The sequence below is a fragment of the Microbacterium telephonicum genome, from assembly GCF_003651225.1.
Taxonomy (GTDB): domain Bacteria; phylum Actinomycetota; class Actinomycetes; order Actinomycetales; family Microbacteriaceae; genus Microbacterium; species Microbacterium telephonicum.
In genome coordinates, this window is sequence record NZ_RCDB01000002.1 from 728,268 (window position 1) to 750,124 (window position 21,857).

The window sequence follows — 21,857 nt, forward strand, 5'->3', positions numbered from 1 at the left end:
CCCCGACACCTTCCGGTCGTCGAGTGAGGAGCGCAGCGACGAGTCGAAACTCGCCGGGCTCCTCAGTCGACGGCGGGTGCGCGGGTTTCGATAAGCGCGCTGCGCGCGCTACTCAACCACCGGGGGTGTGCGGTGCGGTGACCCCCGGTCGTTGAGCGAGGAGCAACGCGACGAGTCGAAACGCCCCGAGCACGTCAGCCGATGGAGGGTGCGCGGGTTTCGATACGCCGGCTCCGCCGGCTACTCAACCACCGGGAAGTTCCGGTCGTTGAGTGAGGAGCTCCGCGACGAGTCGAAACGCGCCGGGCCTCGGCGGTGTTGGTGGGTGCGCGGGTTCGATACGCGCGCTGTGCGCGCTACTCAACCACCGGTGGGTGCGGGGCGTCAGAAGGGTGCCGGCTCGAGGGACTCGGCGGGGGCGGGTGGGGTGGCAGGGGTGAAGGCGACCGGGGGTTGTGAGGTGTCTTCGCGGTAGGTTCTGCCGAGGGGTGAAGTCCATTCCAGGACGCCACCCGGGAGTTGTCGGACCCGCCAGCGGGTGAACTGCTTCATCGAGTGATGCCGTTGGCACAGGTGAGCGAGGTTACCCAACGTGGTGGGGCCGCCGAGGGCGTGGTCGATGGTGTGGTCGATCTCGCAGCGGATCGCCGCCCTCCGGCATCCCGGGAACCGGCAATGCTGATCCCTCGCCCGCAGGAACCGACGCTGCGACCAAGCGGGACGGTACGCGTCGATCGCGATCACCGACCCACGCACCGGATCGGTGAGCAATCGCGTCAACGACGGGGACTGTGAGGCAAGACACCGAGCCGTGTCGGCATCGATCGGGGAACGACCCACCAGATCCGCGGGACCCTCATCCGCACCCACCAACGTGAGCGCCGGGACGACCACCTGCACCTGCGCGCGAATCGCACCCAACGTCCCGGGCTGGTCACCGGTCGCAGTCGGATCCAAAGCCGGGGCGCCGGCGAGGAGGAGGTCGGTGAGCACGTCGGTGCGGACCGCGTCGATGCCGCGTTCGTCGTCGTCGCCCGGGTCGCGCGCGTCGATCACGGCCTGCGCTTGCTGGGTCAGGCGGTCGAGGATCCCGTCGCCGATCACCGTCGGCACCGTCGCGACCACATCGCACATCCCATCCCTCCCCGGAAACACCCGCACACACCGCCCGGCGGCCGCATCTTGATGGCGTTCCGTGAAGCTGCGGTCGGTGAACCGTTCCGCGAGGAGCTGCAGGATCGGGCGGAGCCGGTTCGGGGTGCGCCCCTCGCACTGGATGATCGCTTCCGCCTCGAACTCCGGGCGTCGCGACGTCGGCACGACGTCACCGGCATCCGTGATCACCTGCACCTGACCCCTCGTGATCCGACCCGCCTCCCATGCCTGAAGTGTCAGCGGGTACATCTCCACCAGCGTCCGCGCATCCCCGATGCGTGCCTGCACCGTCCGATCGGTCACATGCAACACACCGCCGATCTCCGCCGCGATCGACCGCAACGCCATGTCGTGCTCCCGCACCCGCAGAGGGGAACCGGCGGTCTGCGCGTCGGCGAACTGACCGGCACGCGCCAGCAGCCGCACCTCCGCGATCTGTGCCCGACGCAACTCCACCGCGTTCGACTCGAAGCCCGCGACCATCTCACCCAGGACGGTGAGATCGTCCTCCAGGGTCATGATCTTCGTGAACTTCGACATGCCCCGATTCTCCCACCGGCCTCGGACATTGATTCGAAAGTCCGAGAGGCCTGTGGAGAACCCGACCCGATACAGTGGCGCCATCCGATGCCGGATTCGGGAGGTTTCGATACGCGCGCTGCGCGCGCTACTCGACCACCGGGCGCGGCGGCGCGGGCTACCCGACCTTCAGCCGAGGCCGTTGGCTCAGAACCAGAGGGCGAGCTCGCGCTGGGCGGACTCGGGGCTGTCGGAGCCGTGCACCAGGTTCTGCTGCACCTTCAGGCCCCAGTCGCGGCCGAAGTCACCGCGGATGGTACCGGGCGCGGCGGTCGTCGGGTCGGTGGTGCCGGCGAGCGAGCGGAAGCCCTCGATGACGCGGTTGCCGGCGAGGCGGATCGCGACCGACGGGCCAGAGAGCATGAACTCGACGAGCGGCTCGAAGAACGGCTTGCCGGCGTGCTCGGCGTAGTGCTGCTCGAGCAGCTCGCGGTCGGGCTCGACGAGGCGGATGTCGACGAGCGCGTACCCCTTCGCCTCGATGCGGGCGAGGATCGCGCCGGTCAGCCCGCGCGCGACGCCGTCCGGCTTGACGAGGACGAGAGTCTCTTCGGTGGGCATGTCAGTCTCCGTTCGTGTGGTCCGCGGCATCCTGGGCCTGCTCCGCCCGCTGGGCGTTCAGGCGGTCCAGCGACGCCCCCTTGATGGTGGCATACGCGTACATGGCACCGAAAATGAGCCCGACGACGGCGAGCCCCGGCTCGAGCAGGCCGCCGAGCACGATCAGCAGCTGCCAGAACCAGCCGAGCGCGATCCCCCACGTGTGCCGGAGGACGCCGGAGGTGAGCACCAGCAGCACCGCCAGCACGCTACCGGCGACGATCCCCCACCACGGCTCGATCCCCGCCGGGGTCGCCTTCAGGCCGAACAGCACGAGACCGCCGAGGAAGACGATGATCGACTCGAACCCGAGCACGATCGACGCGAGCGACTCGGCGGCGCCGCGGCGGCGTCGCTGCCGGGGCGCGCGAGCCTCACTCATCACGCCACCCGTCCTTCCACGTCTGCGCGCCCGCCAGCTGGATCGCCTCGCCGGCGAGCACGACGCTGCCGGCGATCACGACGGCCCTGCGGTCGGCGGCAGCCGCCCAGGCGCGCGCGGCCTCGGCCGCCTCGTCGAGGTCGCCGTGCACCGTGACGGGGGTGCCGTGCTCCTCCACGAGGTCGGCGATGCGGTCGGCGGACTCGGCGCGATCGGACTGCAGCTGCGTCGCGAAGACGTGCGTCGCGGTGCCGGCGAGTTCGGCGACGATGCCGTCGGCATCCTTGTCGGCGAAGACGCCGAGCACGAGCCCCCACTCGTCGAAGTCGAACGACTCCCGCAGGGCGGCCGCGAGCGACCGCGCACCGTGCGGGTTGTGGGCCGCGTCGACGAGCACGGTCGGCGCGACGCCGAGCAGCTGCAGGCGTCCGGGCGAGGTCACCTGCGCGAGCCCTTCGGCGACGACGTCGGGCGCGAGCGCCTGCGCTCCCCCGCCGATGAGGGCCTCGACGGCCGCGATCGCGAGGGCGGCGTTGTGACCCTGGTGCGCGCCGTACAGCGGCAGGTAGAGGTCGTCGTACGTGCCCGCGAGCCCCCGCACGCTGAGCTGCTGGCCGCCCACCGCGAGGCGCTGGGCCGTCACCGCGAAGCCGTCCGGCTCGACGGCGAGGGTCGCGTGCCGCGCGGATGCCGCATCCCGCAGCGCCGCGAGGGCGTCGGGGTGCTGCCGCGCCGAGACGGCGATCGCACCGTCCTTGACGATCCCCGCCTTGACCGCGGCGATCTCGGCGATCGTCTCGCCGAGCCGGTCGGCGTGGTCGATGTCGATCGGGGCGAACACCGCGACGTCGCCGTCGGCGGTGTTCGTGGAATCCCACGCTCCGCCCATGCCGACCTCGATCACGGCGACGTCGACGGGCGCGTCGGCGAACGCGACGAAGGCGAGCACGGTGAGCAGCTCGAAGAACGTGAGCGGCTCGTCGCCGGCGGCCTCCAGCTCGCCGTCGACGAGGCCGACGAACGGCTCGATCTCCTCCCACGCCGCGCTCACGGCGGCGTCGTCGATCGGCTCGCCGTCGATAATGATCCGCTCGGTGAACCGCTCCAGGTGAGGGCTCGTGAACAGTCCGGTGCGCAGACCGTGGGCGCGCACGATCGACTCGGCGAGGCGGCTCGTCGACGTCTTCCCGTTGGTCCCGGTCACATGGATCACACGGTAGGTGCGCTGCGGGTCGTCGAGGTACTCCAGCAGGCGCGCGGTGCGCTCCTTGCGGGGCTGCACCCAGCGCTCGCCGGCGCGGGCCAGGAGTGCGTCGTAGACGGCGTCGGCGCGACTGCGGTCGCTCATACGGCACCCCCGGCGATCACGTTGCCGTCGATCGTCACGACGATCGGCGACTTGTCGGTGCCGAGCGCGCGCGCCCCCGAGCGGAACACGCCGTCGCCGGGCGAGGAGACCTCGTCGACGAGCGCGTCGAGGTCGTCGGTGGCCTGCACCGCGAACGCGACCGCGAGGGTCTCCTCCGCGATCAGCGACCCGTGCGCCTCGATGGCCGCGGCGACCGCGGGGGTCACGTTGAGCGCGAGCACGATGCGGTCGCCCACCTCGAGCCCGGCGCTGCGACGCGCTTCCTGCACGACGCGGATGGCGTCGCGGGCGAGCCCTTCGGCCTCGAGCTCGGGCGTCGTCGCGGTGTCCAGCAGCAGGAAGCCGCCGCCGGACAGCAGCGCGATCGCGGTGCCCTCGGCGACCCCGCCCGCCTCGAGCGTGAGGTCGTACTCGCCCGGCTCGAGGGCGATGCCGTCGACGACCACGACCCCGTCGGTCTCGGTCCACAGACCTGCCTTGGCGCCGGCGATCACGTGCTGCACCTGCTTGCCGAGGCGCGGGCCCGCGGCGCGCGCGTTGACGGCGAGGCGCTGGCTGATGCCGTACTGCTCGGCGAGGCCCTCGGTCGACTCGACGAGGCTCACGCGCTTGACGTTGAGCTCGTCGGCGATGATCGCCTCGAACTGCGCGAGCGCGGCCGCATCCGGCACCGCCACGGTCAGCTGCGGCAACGGCAGGCGCACGCGCTTGCCCTCCTTCTTGCGCAGCGCGTTGGCGACGCTGGACACCTCGCGGACGGCATCCATCGCCGTGCGGATGTCGGTGGCGGCGGGGAACGCTCCCGCGTCGGGCCAGTCGGTCAGGTGCACGCTGCGCCCACCGGTGAGACCCTGCCAGATCCGCTCGCCCACCAGCGGGATGAGGGGCGCGGCGACGCGGGTGAGCGTCTCGAGCACGGTGTAGAGCGTGTCGAACGCCTCGGTGGATGCCGGGTCGTCGGTGACGTTGCCCCAGAACCGGTCGCGGGAGCGGCGGATGTACCAGTTGGTCAACGCCTCGGCGAAGTCGCGGAGCTTGGCCGCGGCCGTCGTCGAGTCCAGCGCCTCGAGGTCGGCGGCGACGCCGCGCACGAGATCGCCGGTGAGGGCGAGGATGTACCGGTCGAGCACGTTCGTCGAGTCGGTGCGCCACCGCGCGGTGTAGCCCGCGCAGCCCGCTCCGCCCGCCGCGTTGGCGTACGTCGAGAAGAAGTACCACGCGCTCCACAGCGGCAACAGGAACTCCCGCACGCCCGCGCGGATGCCCTCCTCCGTGACGATGAGGTTGCCGCCGCGCAGCACCGACGAGGCCATGAGGAACCAGCGCATCGCGTCGGAACCGTCGCGGTCGAACACCTCGCTGACATCGGGGTAGTTGCGCAGCGACTTCGACATCTTCTGCCCGTCGCTGCCGAGCACGATGCCGTGACAGGCGACACCGGCGAACGCCGGCCGGTCGAAGAGCGCGCCGGAGAGCACGTGCATCACGTAGAACCAGCCACGGGTTTGCCCGATGTACTCGACGATGAAGTCGGCGGGCGCGTGCGAGTCGAACCACTCCCGGTTCTCGAACGGGTAGTGCACCTGGGCGTACGGCATCGATCCGGAGTCGAACCACACGTCGAAGACGTCCTCGATGCGGCGCATCGTGGAGCGCCCCGTCGGGTCGTCCGGGTTCGGCCGCGTGAGGTCGTCGATGTAGGGCCGGTGGAGGTCGACCTCGCCGGCGTCGTTCACGGGGAGGCGGCCGAAGTCGCGCTCGAGGTCGGCGAGCGACCCGTACACGTCGACGCGCGGGTATTCGGGGTCGTCGCTCTTCCACACCGGGATCGGCGAGCCCCAGAACCGGTTGCGGCTGATCGACCAGTCGCGCGCACCCTCGAGCCACTTGCCGAACTGCCCGTGCTTGACGTTCTCGGGCGCCCACGTGATCTGCTCGTTGAGCTCGATCAGGCGGTCCTTGATCTGCGTCACACGCACGAACCAGCTCGAGACGGCCTTGTAGATGAGGGGGTTCCGGCAGCGCCAGCAGTGCGGATACGAGTGCTCGTAGCTGGCCTCGCGCAGCAGGCGCCCCTGCGCCTTCAACAGGCGGATGAGCGGACGGTTGGCGTCCATCCACAGCTCGCCGGCGACGTCGGTGGCCTGCGGCAGGAAGCGGCCGCCGTCGTCGAGGCTCATGATGAGCGGGATGCCGGCGGCCTCGGTGACGCGCTGGTCGTCCTCACCGTAGGCGGGGGCCTGGTGCACGATGCCGGTGCCGTCGCTCGTGGTGACGTAGTCGTCGACGAGGATGCGCCACGAGGTGCCGGTGCCCCACGTGTCGGCATCCGCGTAGTAGTCGAACAGGCGGTCGTAGTGGACGTCGGCGAGCTCGGCGCCGACGACCGTGCGCTCCACGGCGGCCTGCGCCGCGGCGGCGTCGTCGTAGCCGAGCTCCTTCGCGTGGCCTCCCAGCAGTTCCGCCGCGAGCAGGTAGCGGTGCGCGGTCGCGCCCTCGGCGTCGCCGCCCGCGGGCACGTCGGCGGCGCCGTTCGGACCGCCCGGCACGACGACGTAGGAGATGTCGGGCCCGACGGCGAGGGCGAGGTTGGTCGGCAGGGTCCACGGCGTCGTCGTCCACGCGAGCGCGCGCACTCCGGTGAGCCCGAGCGCCTCGGCCTTGGCCCCCACGAGCGGGAAGGTGACGGTCACCGACGGGTCCTGGCGCATCTTGTAGACGTCGTCGTCCATGCGCAGCTCGTGGTTGCTCAGCGGCGTCTCGTCGCGCCAGCAGTAGGGCAGCACGCGGTGGCCTTCGTAGGCCAGGCCCTTGTCCCACAGCTCCTTGAACGCCCACAGCACCGACTCCATGAACCCGGTGTCGAGCGTCTTGTAGCCGCGCTCGAAGTCGACCCAGCGCGCCTGTCGGGTGACGTAGTCCTCCCACTCGTGCGTGTAGGCCAGCACCGACTCGCGGGCCTTCGCGTTGAACGCGTCGATGCCCATTTCGACGATCTCGCTCTTCTCGGTGAGACCGAGCTGCTTCATCGCCTCGAGCTCGGCGGGCAGGCCGTGCGTGTCCCATCCGAAGACGCGGTCGACCTTCTTGCCGCACATCGTCTGGAAACGCGGGAACAGGTCCTTCGCGTACCCGGTGAGCAGGTGGCCGTAGTGCGGCAGGCCGTTCGCGAACGGCGGCCCGTCGTAGAACACCCATTCCTCGGCGCCCTCGCGCTGCGCGATCGACGCGCGGAACGTGTCGTCCTGCTGCCAGAAGGCGAGGACGTCGCGCTCCACGTCGGGAAAGCGCGGGCTCGGGACCACGGGGCCGGTGTCGGTTCGGGGGTAGACCATCTGTCACTCCAGCAGGTTGCGATGCTTCCTGCGAGGACGATCTGTCGACCGCGGTACCACCCCGCTTGCCGCCGCTCCCTCGTGAGGATCGACGGCCTCTCTCCTGCGGCTGTGACGGGCCTGCCCCGCTCGGTTCTAATGACCCCGGCGGACCGGGGCGTTCTTCCGAGAGCTCCCCGGTGATGGCCGGATCGACGCTGGATGCTCCATGATACCCGCGCCGTAGGCTGGCCGGTATGCCCCGTCCCGCCTCCTCCCCGAAGCCGCCGCGCACCGTGGCGCCCGACATCCCCGCCGTCCTCGCGGAGGAGACCGGGCTGCGCGCCCGCGCGGACGTGCAGGCGGCGCGACTCGGCTCGCTCGCCGGCGATGTGGATGCGGCGCACGCGCGTCTCGTGGAGGTGCGCGTCGAGACCGCATCCGTCGACCGGTTCGACCTCACCGGCGCCACCCTCGTCGACGCCGTGGTGTCCGGCATCCGCGCGGTGGAGCTCGTCGCCCGCGACGGCGCCTGGCGCGAGAGCGTCGTCGCCGGCGGGCGCATCGCGACCCTCGACGCGGTGCGCGCGGAGTGGGACGGCGTCGCGCTGCGAGGCCTGCGCGTCGACTACCTCTCCCTCGCGTCGGCGCGGCTGAACGACGTCACGTTCACCGACTGCGAGATCGGCACGCTCGATCTGCCCGACGCACGGCTGACGCGCGTGCGGTTCGAGTCCACCCGCGTCGACGAGGTCGACACCCGCGAGCTGCGGTGCTCCGACGTCGACCTTCGGGGGCTGGAGGCCGTGTCGTTCACCGACCCGCGGGGGCTGCGCGGCGCGACGCTGGATCTGCGCCAGGCGGAACAGCATGCCGCCGCGTTCGCCGTCGCCTTCGGCGTCGACGTGCGCGGCTGAGCGCGGGTCAGTACGCCTGCAGCACGCCCATGCTCAGCAGCACGATGAGCGCGATGCCGAGCACGACCCGGTAGATCACGAACGGCAGGAAGCTGCCGCGCTTGAGGTACTGCATGAGGAACGCGATGACGGCCAGCCCCACGCCGAACGCGATCGCGGTGGCGACGGCGGTCTCGACCATCGTGAACACCGCCGAGCCCGGCTCCTTGATGGCGTGGTACAGCTCGTAGAAGCCGCTGCCGAAGACGGCGGGCACCGCGAGGAGGAACGCGACCTCGGCGGCGACGGGCCGCGTGTAGCCGAGTGCGAGCCCCATGGTCGTGGTCGCCCCCGAGCGTGACACGCCGGGGATGAGCGCCAGAGCCTGCGCGAAGCCCAGGGCCAGGCCGTGCTTGTAGGTGAGGTCTTCTTCGTTGCGCGTGCGGCGCCCGAGCGCGTCGGCGGCGCCGAGGATGAGGCCGAACACGATCAGCACGATCGCCACGAGCCAGAGGTTGCGGAACGTGTCGCGGATGACGTCCTGGAAGAGGAAGCCCAGCACGCCGATGGGGATCGTGCCGATGATGACGATCCAGCCCATGCGCGCGTCGGGGTCGTTCCGCGGTACCGCGCCGGTAAGCGAGCGGAACCAGCGGCCGATGATGCGCACGATCTTCTTGAAGAAATACACGAGCACCGCGAGTTCCGTGCCGATCTGCGTGATCGCCGTGAACGTCGCGCCCGGGTCGGTCGCCGCGGGCAGGAACTCGCCGACGATACGCAGGTGCGCGCTCGACGAGATCGGCAGGAACTCGGTGAGTCCCTGGACGATCCCGAGGATGATGGCTTCGAACAGCATGGCGGCCTTCCGGGCTCGGGTCGTGCGGGGCGTCAGTACGTGCGCAGCAGGTCGGTCAGCACGCGCTGCCCGAAGACGAGCGCGTCCAGCGGCACGCGCTCGTCCACCCCGTGGAACATACCGGTGAAGTCGAGTCCGTCGGGGAGGCGCAGCGGCGCGAACCCGTATCCGGCGATGCCGAGCTCGGCGAGGGCCTTGTTGTCGGTGCCGCCGCCCATGAGGTACGGCAGCACCGGCACGCCCGGGTCGTGACGGCCGAGGGCGCCGACCACGGCGTCGACGAGGTCGCCGGCGAACGGCACCTCGAGGCCGATGTCGCGGTGGCTGATCTCGACGACGACGTCGTCTCCGACGATCCGCTGGATCTCGGCGAGCACCGCGTCTTCCTGGCCCGGCAGCGTGCGCACGTCGATCGTCGCGCTCGCCGCATCCGGGATGACGTTGTGCTTGTAGCCGGCGGTGAGCCCGGTAGGGTTGGTCGTCGTGCGGAACGTGGAGCGCAGGAATCCGGATGCCGGCCCGGTCGCCTCGGCGACGGCATCCGGGTCGGCGGCGTCGGCGCCGCACAGCGCCGCGAGCCCCGCGACGGTCTGACGCGTCGTGGCGGTCAGCTCGATCGGCCACTCGGTGCGGCCGAGGGCGGCGACGGCCTCGGCGAGGCGGGTGACGGCGTTGTCGGGGTGGAAGCGGCTGCCGTGCCCGGCGATGCCGCGGGCACGCAGCCGCAGCCACACGAGCGCCTTCTCCCCCACTTGCAGCAGGTAGGCCCGGCGGTCGCCGACGGGGATCGAGTAGCCGCCGACCTCGCTGACGGCCTCGGTCGCCCCGGCGAACCAGTGCGGCCGATCCCGGACGACGAGCTGAGACCCCTCCACGCCGCCGTTCTCCTCATCCGCGAAGAAGGCGACCACGATGTCACGCTCGGGCCGCTCGCCGGCGCGCAGCAGCTCGGCGACGGAGGCGAGGATCATGGCGTCCATGTCCTTCATGTCGACGGCGCCGCGCCCCCACAGCAGCCCGTCGCGGATGACACCCTCGAACGGGTCGACCGACCAGTCCTCGGCGACGGCGGGGACCACGTCGAGATGGCCGTGCAGCACGAGCGCGGGCTTGTCGGGGTTGCGCCCCGGGATGCGGGTCACGAGGTTCGTACGCCGCGGCACCGGCTCGTAGTACTCGACCGGCAGTCCGAGCTCTTCGAGGTAGGCGCCGACGTACTCGGCCGCCTCGCGCTCGCCGCGGGAGCGCCCCTCGCCCCAGTTGGTGGTGTCGAACCGGATGAGGTCGCGCGCGACGCGCACGACCTCGGGGTGGACGGAGGACTCGTCGGACATGCCCTCAACGGTACCGGGGCGCCGCCGCAGCATCCGCCGGAGAAACAGGAAAAGGGCCCCTGACGGGGCCCTTTTCTTCTGTGCGCGAGGGGGGACTTGAACCCCCACGCCCTATACGGGCACTAGCACCTCAAGCTAGCGCGTCTACCTATTCCGCCACCCGCGCAGGTGGTGTTTCCGGTTTCGCAACCGAGGATCGACGATACCACGTCCGCGCCGCAACCCCGAATCGGCGACGGGCGCCCGGGCGCGTCGCCGGACGGCGTCAGCCGAGCGACACGCCGAAGACGAGGCCGAGCACGTAGGTGACGGCGGCGGCGCCGAAGCCGATCGCCAGCTGACGCAGCCCGCGGCGCAGCGGCGGCGCCCCCGAGAGCAGCCCGACGGTGGCGCCGGTCCCCAGCAGCGAGAGGCCCACCAGCACGAGCGCGAGCAGCACGGCCGGCAGGCCCTGCAGGCCGAACAGCCACGGGAGCACCGGGATGATCGCGCCCGACGCGAAGAACAGGAAGCTGGAGCCGGCTGCCCCCAGGGCGCTGCCGACCGTCTCGTGGTCGCCGCGCTCGGCCTCGGGAAGCGCGTACGGCGTCGTGCGGTCGGACGCGCGGGCCTGGGCGACGACGGCGCGCGCCCGCTCCTCCGCCTGGGCGGCCGGAATCCCGCGCGTGCGGTAGACCAGCGCCAGCTCGTTCGCGTCGAGGTCGAGGTCGGGCAGGGCCGCGTCAGCGTAGTTGCTGGGTTCGGTCGCATCGAGCAGCTCGCGCTGCGAGCGCACCGAGACGTACTCCCCCGCACCCATCGACAGGGCGCCCGCCAGCAGGCCTGCCACACCGCTGAACAGCACGAACAGCGGGGCGACCCCGGTCGCGCCGATGCCCATCACGAGGGCGAGGTTGGAGACGAGCCCGTCATTGGCCCCGAACACCGCCGCCCGGAACGTGCCCGACAGGCGCCGGCGCCCCCGGGCGGCGAGGCCCCGCACCACTTCGCGGTGCACCTTCTCGTCGGCCGCCATCCGCGCCGTCGCGTACGGTTCGTCGTCGTACGGGGAGCGCCCCTCGGCGTTCTGGGCGAGGGCGAGCACGAAGATCGAGCCGAACCGGCGTGCCATCCAGCCGAGCACAGCCGAGCCGGCGCTCGCGCGCGGCAGGCGCGCCGGCTCCTCACCCAGCAGCTCGAGCCAGTGCGCCTCATGGCGCCCCTCCGCCTCGGCGAGCGCCAGCAGGATCTCCCGCTCCTCGCCGGAGCGGCGCGCGGCGAGCTGACGGTAGACGCGCGCCTCGGAGCGCTCGTCGACGAGGTACTGCGCCCAGCGACGCCGGTCGCGGCTCGTCGGCTCGGTGGGGGCGATGGCGATCACGGCGATGCTCCTGCGGCGGGGTTCGGGGGACGTCTTACGGTATCCGCGCGCCGCGCCGCGGACGGCCCAGATGCCGGAATTGCCAGCATTTCGGGATTCCGAACCGCCCCGCGCGGCGACGACGGGCGCGAGGCCTCCCGCGCGGGCGGACGCGGGTCAGGCGCGAACGCGGGAGCGCATCACATCGATGCGCGACTGCAGCTGGGCGACGGTGGCGCGGGCCACCTCGGGGCCGCCGCAGATGCGTCGCAGCTCGGAGTGGACCGACCCGTGCGGCTCGCCCGACTGCCGCGCGTAGAGCCCGACGAGGCTGTTCAGCAGCTGCCGCTGCTCGCGCAACGTGCGGTGCAACGGGGCGGGTATGCCGGTCTCCGGCGTCGCCATCGGCGCGTCGCTCTCGCCCTCGCGGGCCTCGCGGGCGCGCCGGTGCCGGGACTGCCGGGATTGGCGCTGCATGAGCAGCTCATGCACGTGCTCAGGCTCGAGCAGCCCCGGGATGCCGAGGAACTCCTCCTCCTCGGGCGTGCCGGGCACGGCGAGCTGGCCGAACTCCTTGCCGTCGAACAGCACGCGGTCGAAGTGGGCGACCGAGCCGAGCGCCTGGTAGCTGAACTCCTCGGTGAGCTCGTCGGAGGCCTTCTCCTCGCGCTCCGCCTCGGCCAGCAGGGTGTCTTCGAGGCCGTCGTCGTCACCGCTCTCCCGGTCGAGGGCGTGGTCGCGCTGACGCTCCATCTCGCCGGCGAGGCTCATCAGCTGCGGCACGTGCGGCAGGAAGACGGATGCCGTCTCACCGCGGCGCCGGGCGCGCACGTAGCGGCCGATCGCCTGCGCGAAGAACAGCGGCGTCGAGGCGCTCGTGGCGTACACGCCGACCGCGAGCCGCGGCACGTCGACGCCCTCCGACACCATGCGCACCGCGACCATCCAACGGGTCGTGGCCCCGGCGAACTGCTCGATCCGCCCCGAGGCGGCCTTGTCGTCGGAGAGGACGACGGTGGGCGCCTCCCCGGTGATCCCGCGCAGGATCGCCGCGTACGCGCGTGCCGCGGTCTGGTCGGTCGCGATGACGAGACCTCCGGCATCCGGCACGTCCTGCCGCACCTCGCTGAGGCGCTTGTCGGCCGAGGCGAGCACCGCCGGGATCCAGTCGCCCTCCGGGTCGAGCGCCGTGCGCCACGCCTGCGCGTTGATGTCCTTCGTGTTGTCCTGGCCGAGGTGCGCCTCGTACTCGTCGCCCGCCTTCGTGCGCCAGCGCATCTTGCCGGCGTACACGAGGAACAGCACGGGACGCACGACGCCGTCGGCGAGCGCCCGACCGTAGCCGTAGTTGTAGTCGGTGCGCGAGAGGCGGATGCCCTTCTCGTTCGGGTGGTACTCGACGAACGGGATGGGCGCCGTGTCGGAGCGGAACGGGGTGCCCGACAACAGCAGGCGCCGGGTCGCACGGCCGTAGGCCTCGCGCAGCGCGTCGCCCCAGCTGAGCGCGTCGCCGCCGTGATGCACCTCGTCGAGGATCACGAGCGTGCGCGCGCTGTCGGTGATGTGCGTGTGCACCGACGCTTTGACCGCCACCTGCGCGTACGTCACCGCGACCCCGTGATACTGCCGGGAGGGCACGCCGTGCCGGTTGCTGAAGCGGGGGTCGAGCCGGATCCCGACGCGGGCGGCGGCGTCGGCCCACTGCGTCTTCAGGTGCTCGGTGGGGGCCACGACGACGATGCGCTCGACCACATGACGGCGCAGCAGCTCGGAGGCCAGACGCAGCGCGAAGGTCGTCTTGCCGGCGCCGGGGGTCGCGGCGGCGAGGAAGTCACGCGGTCCGCCGCCGGGCCCGTCGGGTCCGTCGGCCTCGAAGTACGCCTCGAGCGCCTCGGCCTGCCAGGCACGCAGGTTCTGGGCGGTTCCCCACGGCGCGCGCTGCGGGAACGAGGGCGAGAGGTGCTCGGCGGCGAAGCTTCCGAAGTGGGGCTGTTCCGGCGTCTGCTCCACGCTCTGGTCCCCCCTCTCCGGCGCTGTCACGAGTGACCACCCTAAACGCTCCCGACGACACCGGCGCCGCCGTCGGCGCGGGACGGTAGCCTCGGAGGGCAGTGTCAACGGCGAGGAGCATCATGCGCAGGAACGAACCCTCCCACGACGACCGGCGTTCGCCGTACGTCCCCAACGCCGCCGCCCATCCGTGGCGCCGGATGGTCTCCCTCGGCGACTCGTTCACCGAGGGGGTGGGCGACCCCGACCCGAACGCCCCGAACGGCCTGCGCGGCTGGGCGGACCGCGTCGCCGAGGTGCTGGCGAGCCAGGTCGACGACTTCGCCTACGCGAACCTCGCCGTGCGCGGCAAGCTCATCGGACAGATCACCGCCGACCAGATCGAGCCGGCGCTGGCCCTCCAGCCCGACCTCGTCACCTTCTCCGCCGGCGGCAACGACGTCATCCGCCCCGGCGCCGATCCGGATGACGTCGCCCAGCAGTTCGAGGACGCCGTCGTGCGCCTGTCGTCGCAGGGCGCGACGCTCGTCGTGTTCACCGGGATTGACACGAACTTCACGCCGGTGTTCCGCGGCATCCGGGGCCGGGTCGCGATCTACAACGAGAACATCCGCGCGATCGCCGACCGCTACGACTGCATCGTCGCCGATCAGTGGGCGCTCAAGGAGGTGCAGGACATGCGCTTCTTCGACGACGACCGCCTGCACTACAACACGCTCGGGCACCACGAGATCGCCCGGATGGTGCTGCGCACCCTGAACGTGCCCAACGACCTGCAGCCGATGCAGCCCGATCCGCTGCCGCTGCGCACGTGGCGCGCGGCCCGTGCCGGGGACCTGGTGTGGGCGCGCGAGTACCTCGTGCCGTGGGTGCTGCGCCGCGTGCGCCACCAGTCCTCGGGCGACCACGTCACGGCGAAGCGCCCCGACGCGCTGCCCGTCTTCATCGAGGCGCCCGGCGCCGACCGCGCCGCCGACCCCGGCCACCCGGCCTGACCGACGCGGCCGCGCCGAGTTCGCCGGTCACGCGCCGAGTTCGCCGGTCACGCGCCGAGTTCGCCGGTCCCGCGCCGAGTTCGCCGGTCACGCGCCGAGTTCGCCGGCGAGGTCGCGACCGCAGCGGCGAAGTCGCGCAGGTTCGCCGGGCCGAGCGCGCCGAACGCGGCTCGCGTCAGCGCAGGGCCCAGAGGGCGACGGCGCTGGCGGCGGCCACGTTGAGCGAGTCGACGCCGCCGGCCATCGGGATCGTCACGACCGTGTCGGCCGCCTCCAGCGCGCGCCGCGACAGCCCGTCGCCCTCGGCACCGAGCAGCAGGCCGACGCGGGCTGGACGATCGGCGACGAACGCGTCGAGCGGCACGGCGTCGTCGGCGAGCGCGAGGGCCGCCAGATGCAGCCCCGCCTCGTGCAGCACGCCGCGGGCCTCGGGCCACTCCGGCAGACGGGTCCACGGCACCTGGAAGACCGTGCCCATGCTCACCCGCACGCTCCGTCGGTACAGCGGGTCGGCGCAGCGCGGTGTGACGAGCACGGCGTCCGCCCCGAGCCCGGCCGCGCCGCGGAAGGCTGCGCCGACGTTGGTGTGGTCGACGATGTCCTCGAGGATCAGCACGGTCCGTGCCCCCGCCACGACCTCGGCCACGCCCGGCAGCACCGGCCGGTGCATCGCGGCCAGCGCGCCCCGGTGCACCGTGTAGCCGGTGAGACGCTCCGCGACGGCATCCGTCACGACGTAGACGGGCGCCTCCCCCGCCAGCAGCTCGACCTCGGCGAGCCACTTCTCCTGCACGAGCACCGACCGCGGCCGGTGACCGGCGGCGACGGCGCGCGCGATGACCTTCGCCGATTCGGCGATGTACAGGCCGCCGGCCGGTTCCAGCACCCGGCGCAGCGTCACGTCGGTGAGGTCGCGGTAGTCGGCGAGCCGGGGGTCGGCGGGGTCGTCGATCCGGATGACGCTCATGCCCCCACTCTCCCACGCACCCCGTAACAAGCCGGTAAACCGGGAGGCGTAGGCTCTGCCCGGGAAGAGGAACCGAGGGGACATGACGACGGTGCTGCAGTTCGATCAGGCCACGACGGCCCTCGTCGGACGCGCCGTCGACGCCCTCGCGGGGCGGCGGGTCGCCGTGCTCACGGGGGCGGGCGTGTCGACCGACTCGGGCATTCCGGACTACCGCGGCAAGGGGGCGCCGACGCGCACGCCGATGACCGCGCAACAGTTCCTCGACTCGGATGCCGCGCGCCGGCGCTACTGGGTCGGCAGCCATCTCGGTTGGAAGGCGTTCGCCGCCGCCGACCCCAACCCCGGCCACGAGGCGCTCGCCGCGCTCGAGCGGGGCGGCGTCGCGACCGGGGTCATCACGCAGAACGTCGACGGCCTCCACCTGCGCGCGGGCAGCCGCCGCGTCGTGGAGCTGCACGGCACGATGCGCCGCGTGTTCTGCACCCACTGCGGCCAGGTGTTCGACCGCCGCGACCTCGCAGCCCGCGTCGAATCCGACAATCCCTGGATCGCGGTTCCCGACAACGTCGAGCTCGGCCCCGACGGCGACGTGCTGCCGGCCAGCTCCGACGGCTTCGTCGTGCCGACCTGCAGTGTGTGCGACGGCATGCTCAAGCCCGACGTCGTCTTCTTCGGCGAGTACATCCCGGTCGACAAGTTCGCCGAGGCGGAGCAGCTCGTGCGCGGCAGCGACGCGCTGCTCGTGGCGGGGTCCTCACTCGTCGTCAACTCGGGCGTGCGGCTGGTGGAGCGCGCACGCCGCGCACGGATGCCGATCGTCATCGTCAACCGCGGGCAGACGCGCGCGGACAAGAAGGCGACCGTGAAGATCGACGCCGGCACCTCCGAGGTGCTGCAGGCGCTCACCGCCGCACTCGCGACGTAGGCTCGAAGGGTGACGACCCTCACCCTCGTGCGCCACGGCGAGACCGACTGGAACAAGAGCCGCCGTATCCAGGGCTCCACCGACATCCCGCTCAACGACACCGGCCGCGCCCAGGCGCTCGAGACCGGCCGCAGGTTGCGGACCGAGCTCGCCGGCCAGGAGCCGCTGCTGGTCGCCTCCAGCGACCTGTCCCGCGCCCACGAGACGGCCCGCATCATCGCGGCCGAACTCGGCGCCGCCGAGCCGGAGACCTATCCCGAACTGCGCGAGCGCGGATACGGGGAGGCGGAGGGCGCCACGATCGACCAGTTCTCGGCTCGCTGGGGCGAGTGGGCGACCGCCGAGGTGCCGGACGCCGAAGCGTGGGAGGACGTGCGCACGCGTGCGGTCACGGGTCTGCGCCTCGCCGTCCGCGACGCGCGGCGCCGCACCGCGCCGACGGCGCCGTCCCTCGTCGTCGTCGCACACGGCGCGCTCATCCGCGAGCTCATCCGCCATGCGACCGGCGGCGCGTTCCCGGCTCCGGGCGAGCGCCTCGCGAACGGCTCGACCCACACGTTCGTGCTCGAGCGCGAGCGCCTGCGGCTGCTGGACTACGCCCCGATCAGCGGCTGAGCCCCGTCGCGGGCTGAGCCCCGCCACCGGCGACGGTCAGGCGCGTCGCAGCACGGTGCGGGCGTGCCGCAGCAGCGGCTCGTCGATCATGCGCCCTTCGAACGCGAACACGCCCGGCGCGCCGTCGGCGGCCTCCAGCAGGCGCCGCGCCCACGCGACCGTCTGCGGGTCGGGGCGGTAGGCCTCGCGCACGACCTCGACCTGCGAAGGGTGGATGCAGCCGGTCGCGGCGAAGCCGCTCGCAGCGGCGTCGGTCGCCTCCCGGCGCAGTCCCCTCACGTCGGCGATGTCCAGGTGCACGGCGTCGATCGCCGCCTTGCCCCGTGCCCCGGCGGCCAGCAGCACCCGGGAGCGGGCGTACCGCACGACGTCGCGGTATCGTCCCGGTTCGCCGCTGCGATCGGAATCCCGCCTGCGCGGTTTGCGACTCGAGGTGCCGCCGAGCGAGGCGATGAGGTCCTCCGACCCCCACATGAGACCGATGACGGCCTCGACGGCGGCGATCTTCTCGGCGGCGGCCACCCCGCGCGCGGTCTCGCAGATCGCGATGATGCGGAACCGCGGATCGAGGCGGGCGAGCTGCTTCGCCGATTCCGCCTTGGCGACCATGACGGTGCGGTAGTCGGTCTGCGAGAGCGTCGCCATGTCGGCGGCGAACGCCGCGGAGTCGGTGGGGTTCACCCGCACGATCGTGCGCGCCGGGTCGAGATGCGCGTCGATGACGTTGCCGCGCGCGGCGACCTTGGCGTCCGCGGCGACGGCGTCCTCCAGGTCGAGGATGACGGCATCCGCCCGGTCCGCCGCCTTCGCGAACCGGTCGGGGCGGTCGGCCGGACAGAACAGCAGCGCGGGACCGAACCCGAACGCACTCATGCGGCCTCCTCCCCCGTCGGCCGGCGGCGCATCAGCACGGCGCGGGTCGCGACCGCGACCGTCTCGCCGTGCTGATTGCGCCCGGTGTGGCGCATCGTCACGATGCCCTCGCCGGGCCGCGACGCCGACGGTCGCGTCTCGACGATCTCCGTCGAGACCGTGAGCGTGTCGCCGTGGAACAGGGGCGCCGGGAAACGCACGTCAGTGAGGCCGAGCTGGGCGACGAGCGTGCCCTGCGTGAGCTGCGTCACCGACAGTCCGACCATCGTCGCAAGCGTCCACATCGAGTTCATGAGGCGCTGCCCGAACGGCTGGGTCTGCGCATACGCGGCATCCAGATGCAGCGCCTGCGAGTTCATCGTCAGGGCACTGAACATCACGTTGTCGGCCTCGGTGACGGTGCGTCCCGGCCGGTGCGCGAACACGGCGCCCGCCTCGAACTCCTCGAACCAAAGGCCGCGCTGCTCGATCTCGGTCACGGATGCCACGCTACCGTTCACGCCACACCCAACGCCCGGGCCACCACGAGCAGCTGCACCTCGTTGGTCCCCTCGCCGATCTCGAGGATCTTCGAGTCGCGGAAGTGCCGCCCCACGGCGTACTCGTTCATGAAGCCGTTGCCGCCGAAGACCTGGGTCGCATCACGGGCGTTGTCCATCGCGGCGTCGCTCGCGGTGAGCTTGGCGATCGCCGCCTCGGTCTTGAAGGGACGCCCGGCGTCGCGCAGCCGCGCCGCGTGCAGCCACGCGACCCGGGCCACGTGCACACGCAGCTGCATCCGCGCGAGCAGGAACTGGGCGCTCTGGCGCGACGCGAGCGACGCGCCGAACACGGTGCGGCTGCGCGCATAGTCCACCGCCGCTTCGAGGCATCCCTCGGCCGCGCCGGTCGCGAGCGCGGCGATCGCGATGCGTCCCTCGTCGAGCACGTGGAGGAAGTTCGCGTAACCGCGACCACGCTGCCCGACGAGGTTCTCGGCGGGCACCCGCACGCCGTCGAAGGTCAGCGGGTGGGTGTCGGAGGCGTGCCAGCCGACCTTGTCGTAGGCCGGTCCGACCGTGAACCCGGGCGTGCCGTGCGGCACGAGGATCGCCGAGAGTTCCGGGCCCTTCTCGCCGCGCCCCGTCACCGCGGTCACCGTGACGAACCGGGTGATGGGCGTGCCCGAGTTGGTGATGAACTGCTTCGCACCGTCGACCACCCACTCGTCGCCGTCGAGGCGCGCCGTCGTGCGGGTGGCTCCGGCATCCGACCCGGCTTCGGGTTCGGTGAGCCCGAACGCGGCGAGCGCGCGGCCGGCGAGCAGATCGGGCAGGTGCTCCGCCCGCTGTGCGTCGCTGCCGAACAGATGCAGCGGCATCGCTCCGAGACCGACCGCCGCCTCCAGGGTGATCGCGATCGACTGGTCGACGCGTCCGAGGGCTTCGATCGCGAGGCACAGTGCGACGTAATCGCCGCCCTGGCCGCCGACCTCCTCGGGGAAGGGCAGTCCGAACAGACCGAGCTCCCCCATTCCGGCCACGACGTCCATCGGGAGGGTCTTGGTGCGGTCGGCTTCGTAGGCGCGCGGGGCGACGACCTCGTCGGCGAAGGTGCGCACGATCCGCGCGAGCTCGAGCTGCTCGTCGGCGAGGTCGTAAGTGGACAGGTCGATGGTCATGCGGTTCCTCCGGATGCGGTGGGCTCCCGGGTCTCGGGAGCCGTGGGGGTCGGATCGACGACGGCCACCACGTCGCCGCGGCGCACCTGCGCACCGGCGGCGACCCGCAGCCGCACCGTCCCCGGGTGGGGGGCGGTGACGGCGTGCTCCATCTTCATGGCCTCGATGGTGAGGATGCGCTCGCCCGCGACGACGTCGTCTCCGTCGGCGACGTGGACGGCGATGACGGCCCCCGGCATGGGTGCGGGGAGCTCCGGCGCCGCGGCACCGGCGTCGCGTCCGCGCGCGGCGTGCGCGCACTCCCACGCCGCCCGCCGCGTGAGGGGGACGAAGGATGCCGTGGCTCCGTCGGCGTGCACCCACACGACGCCGTCCTCGACGACAGCGGCGGCCTCGGTGTCGGCGTCGCTGTCGGGAGAGGCCGGTGTGGGGTCGGGGGCGTCATCGGAGGTGACGAGGTGGACGTGGCCGTCGGCGCCCTCCAGGTGGACGGCGACGACGGCGTCGCGCCGTCCGAACCGGCGCCCCGCGAGCGCGGGCCAGACTCCGCCCGCCGCGCCCCCCGGTGCCCCGCCCGCCCGCAGCGCGGCGGCCGCGAGGCGCAGCTGCGTGGGCGTCGGCGCGTCGACGGTCGGCGCCGGCATCCGTTCGATGAGGCCGGTGTCCAGATCGCCGCGGACCACATCGTCGTCCTGCACGAGGGTGCGCAGGAACGGGATGTTGGTCTCGACGCCGAGCACGACGGTGTCGGCGAGCGCGCGGTCGAGTGCGGCGAGCGCGGCCTCCCGCTCGGGCGCGTGCGCGATGACCTTGGCGATCATGGGGTCGTAGTCGGCGGTGACGACCGATCCGCTCTCGACCGCCGCATCCGTGCGCACCCCGGGCGCCGCGCGCCACACGCGCACGGTTCCCGTGGCCGGGAGGAACCCGGTCGCCGGGCTCTCCGCGTACACCCGCGCTTCGACAGCGTGGCCCGACAGGCGCACGTCGTCCTGCCGGATGCGCAGCGGCTCGCCCGCCGCGATGCGCAGCTGCTGCTCGACGAGGTCGACGCCGGTGACGAGTTCGGTGACGGGATGCTCGACCTGCAGGCGCGTGTTCATCTCGATGAAGAAGAACTCGTCGGGACGGGCGGCCGCCACGAGGAACTCGACCGTACCGGCACCGACGTAGCCGACCGAGGCCGCCGCCCGGCATGCGGCGGCGCCGAGCCGCTCCCGCAGCGCCGCGTCGACGATCGGCGACGGCGCCTCTTCGATGACCTTCTGGTGCCGACGCTGCAGCGTGCACTCGCGCTCGCCGAGGTGCAGGGTCGTCCCGTGCGCGTCGGCGAGCACCTGCACCTCGATGTGGCGCGGGCGCTCGAGCAGGCGCTCGAGCAGCAGGGTGTCGTCGCCGAAGGCGGCACGGGCGATGCGGCGGGCGGTGGCCAGCGCGGCCGGCAGTTCGTCGGCTCTCCGCACGACCTGCATCCCCTTGCCCCCGCCGCCGGCGGACGGCTTCACGAGCAGCGGGAAGCCGGTGCGGGAGGCGGCCGCCGCGATCTCGTCGTCGTCCATCCCGGCGGCACTGAAGCCCGGAACGGTGGGCACGCCGTGGGCGGCGACGTGCGCCTTCGCGTGGATCTTGTCGCCCATGACGGCCAGGGCCTCCTCCCCTGGACCGACGAAGACGATGCCCGCGGCCGCGCACGCCCGCGCGAAGGCGGCGTTCTCGGAGAGGAACCCGTATCCGGGGTGCACGGCATCCGCGCCGCTCTCGCGGGCGGCGCGCAGCACGGCGTCGGCGTCGAGGTACGACCGGGCGGCGGATGCCGGCCCCAGGCGGACGGCCGCGTCGGCTTCGCGCACGTGCGGGGCGTCGGCATCCGCGTCGCTGTAGACGGCGACGGCGCGCAGCCCCATGCGGTGCACGGTGCGGATGACGCGACGGGCGATCTCGCCGCGGTTGGCGACGAGCACGGTGTGCAGGGAGGCGGTCAC

18 protein-coding genes and 1 tRNA gene are annotated in these 21,857 nt (G+C 72.4%); 4 read left to right on the forward strand and 15 right to left on the reverse strand.

Annotated features, from left to right (window positions below; all coding sequences use genetic code 11):
• Positions 1-384: 384 nt before the first annotated feature.
• From C7474_RS08420 to ileS, 5 genes are all read right to left on the reverse strand, one after another.
• The gene (locus C7474_RS08420) at positions 385-1,695 is read right to left on the reverse strand and encodes an HNH endonuclease signature motif containing protein (protein WP_121058860.1); all 1,311 of its coding nucleotides are present in this window, start codon (positions 1,693-1,695) and stop codon (positions 385-387) included.
• Positions 1,696-1,881: 186 nt separating this feature from the next.
• Positions 1,882-2,295: a nucleoside-diphosphate kinase gene (gene ndk, locus C7474_RS08425; protein ID WP_121058862.1), complete on the reverse strand. Its 414-nt coding sequence runs from the start codon at positions 2,293-2,295 to the stop codon at positions 1,882-1,884.
• A gap of 1 nt (position 2,296) precedes the next feature.
• Entirely contained in the window at positions 2,297-2,716 is a 420-nt protein-coding gene (locus tag C7474_RS08430) for a DUF4233 domain-containing protein (RefSeq protein ID WP_121058864.1), read from the reverse strand.
• The gene (locus tag C7474_RS08435; protein WP_121058866.1) at positions 2,709-4,064 is read right to left on the reverse strand and encodes a bifunctional folylpolyglutamate synthase/dihydrofolate synthase; all 1,356 of its coding nucleotides are present in this window, start codon (positions 4,062-4,064) and stop codon (positions 2,709-2,711) included. The genes C7474_RS08430 and C7474_RS08435 overlap by 8 nt, the downstream gene beginning before the upstream one ends.
• Positions 4,061-7,420, reverse strand: a complete 3,360-nt coding sequence (gene ileS / locus C7474_RS08440) for an isoleucine--tRNA ligase (RefSeq protein WP_121058868.1) — start codon at positions 7,418-7,420, stop codon at positions 4,061-4,063. The genes C7474_RS08435 and ileS overlap by 4 nt, the downstream gene beginning before the upstream one ends.
• 236 nt (positions 7,421-7,656) lie before the next feature.
• Here ileS and C7474_RS08445 point away from each other — a divergent pair, with 236 nt between their 5' ends.
• Positions 7,657-8,316: a pentapeptide repeat-containing protein gene (locus C7474_RS08445; RefSeq protein ID WP_241965163.1), complete on the forward strand. Its 660-nt coding sequence runs from the start codon at positions 7,657-7,659 to the stop codon at positions 8,314-8,316.
• A gap of 7 nt (positions 8,317-8,323) precedes the next feature.
• Here C7474_RS08445 and C7474_RS08450 read toward each other — a convergent pair whose 3' ends face one another.
• The 5 genes from C7474_RS08450 to C7474_RS08470 all read right to left on the reverse strand — a co-directional run bounded on the left by C7474_RS08450 (position 8,324) and on the right by C7474_RS08470 (position 13,837).
• Positions 8,324-9,154: an undecaprenyl-diphosphate phosphatase gene (locus tag C7474_RS08450; protein ID WP_121058873.1), complete on the reverse strand. Its 831-nt coding sequence runs from the start codon at positions 9,152-9,154 to the stop codon at positions 8,324-8,326.
• Positions 9,155-9,186: 32 nt separating this feature from the next.
• Entirely contained in the window at positions 9,187-10,488 is a 1,302-nt protein-coding gene (locus C7474_RS08455; RefSeq protein WP_121058875.1) for a M20/M25/M40 family metallo-hydrolase, read from the reverse strand.
• Between the two features lie 81 nt (positions 10,489-10,569).
• Positions 10,570-10,654 (reverse strand) — tRNA-Leu (locus C7474_RS08460).
• 99 nt (positions 10,655-10,753) lie between these two features.
• Positions 10,754-11,848, reverse strand: a complete 1,095-nt coding sequence (locus tag C7474_RS08465; protein WP_241965164.1) for a VIT1/CCC1 transporter family protein — start codon at positions 11,846-11,848, stop codon at positions 10,754-10,756.
• A 156-nt stretch (positions 11,849-12,004) separates the two neighbouring features.
• On the reverse strand, positions 12,005-13,837 hold the full coding sequence (locus C7474_RS08470) for a DEAD/DEAH box helicase (protein WP_121058877.1): 1,833 nt from the start codon (positions 13,835-13,837) through the stop codon (positions 12,005-12,007).
• Between the two features lie 122 nt (positions 13,838-13,959).
• On the opposite strand from C7474_RS08470, the gene C7474_RS08475 reads away from it, so the two are divergent.
• Positions 13,960-14,832 carry an SGNH/GDSL hydrolase family protein gene (locus C7474_RS08475; protein ID WP_121058879.1) on the forward strand — a complete coding sequence of 291 codons (873 nt, stop codon included), beginning with the start codon at positions 13,960-13,962 and terminating at the stop codon, positions 14,830-14,832.
• Between the two features lie 175 nt (positions 14,833-15,007).
• On the opposite strand, the gene C7474_RS08480 is transcribed toward C7474_RS08475, so the two are convergent.
• Positions 15,008-15,799, reverse strand: coding sequence for a TrmH family RNA methyltransferase (locus C7474_RS08480; RefSeq protein ID WP_121058881.1), 792 nt, complete (start codon positions 15,797-15,799; stop codon positions 15,008-15,010).
• Between the two features lie 82 nt (positions 15,800-15,881).
• Between C7474_RS08480 and C7474_RS08485 the strand changes: the two genes are divergently transcribed.
• Both C7474_RS08485 and C7474_RS08490 read left to right on the forward strand, forming a co-directional pair.
• Positions 15,882-16,727, forward strand: a complete 846-nt coding sequence (locus tag C7474_RS08485) for a Sir2 family NAD-dependent protein deacetylase (RefSeq protein WP_121058883.1) — start codon at positions 15,882-15,884, stop codon at positions 16,725-16,727.
• 9 nt (positions 16,728-16,736) lie between these two features.
• Positions 16,737-17,342 (forward strand): histidine phosphatase family protein, encoded by a 606-nt coding sequence (locus C7474_RS08490; protein ID WP_121058885.1) that lies wholly within the window; start codon positions 16,737-16,739, stop codon positions 17,340-17,342.
• Between the two features lie 36 nt (positions 17,343-17,378).
• Here C7474_RS08490 and C7474_RS08495 read toward each other — a convergent pair whose 3' ends face one another.
• The 4 genes from C7474_RS08495 to C7474_RS08510 are packed head-to-tail and all read right to left on the reverse strand — an operon-like array spanning position 17,379 to position 21,857.
• Positions 17,379-18,215: an HpcH/HpaI aldolase/citrate lyase family protein gene (locus tag C7474_RS08495; RefSeq protein WP_121058887.1), complete on the reverse strand. Its 837-nt coding sequence runs from the start codon at positions 18,213-18,215 to the stop codon at positions 17,379-17,381.
• Complete coding sequence (locus C7474_RS08500; protein ID WP_241965165.1) at positions 18,212-18,694, reverse strand: MaoC family dehydratase; 483 nt, start codon at positions 18,692-18,694, stop codon at positions 18,212-18,214. The genes C7474_RS08495 and C7474_RS08500 overlap by 4 nt, the downstream gene beginning before the upstream one ends.
• Before the next feature lie 17 nt (positions 18,695-18,711).
• Entirely contained in the window at positions 18,712-19,875 is a 1,164-nt protein-coding gene (locus C7474_RS08505) for an acyl-CoA dehydrogenase family protein (protein WP_199692400.1), read from the reverse strand.
• On the reverse strand, positions 19,872-21,857 hold the full coding sequence (locus tag C7474_RS08510) for an ATP-binding protein (RefSeq protein WP_121058891.1): 1,986 nt from the start codon (positions 21,855-21,857) through the stop codon (positions 19,872-19,874). Before C7474_RS08510 ends, C7474_RS08505 begins: the two co-directional genes overlap by 4 nt.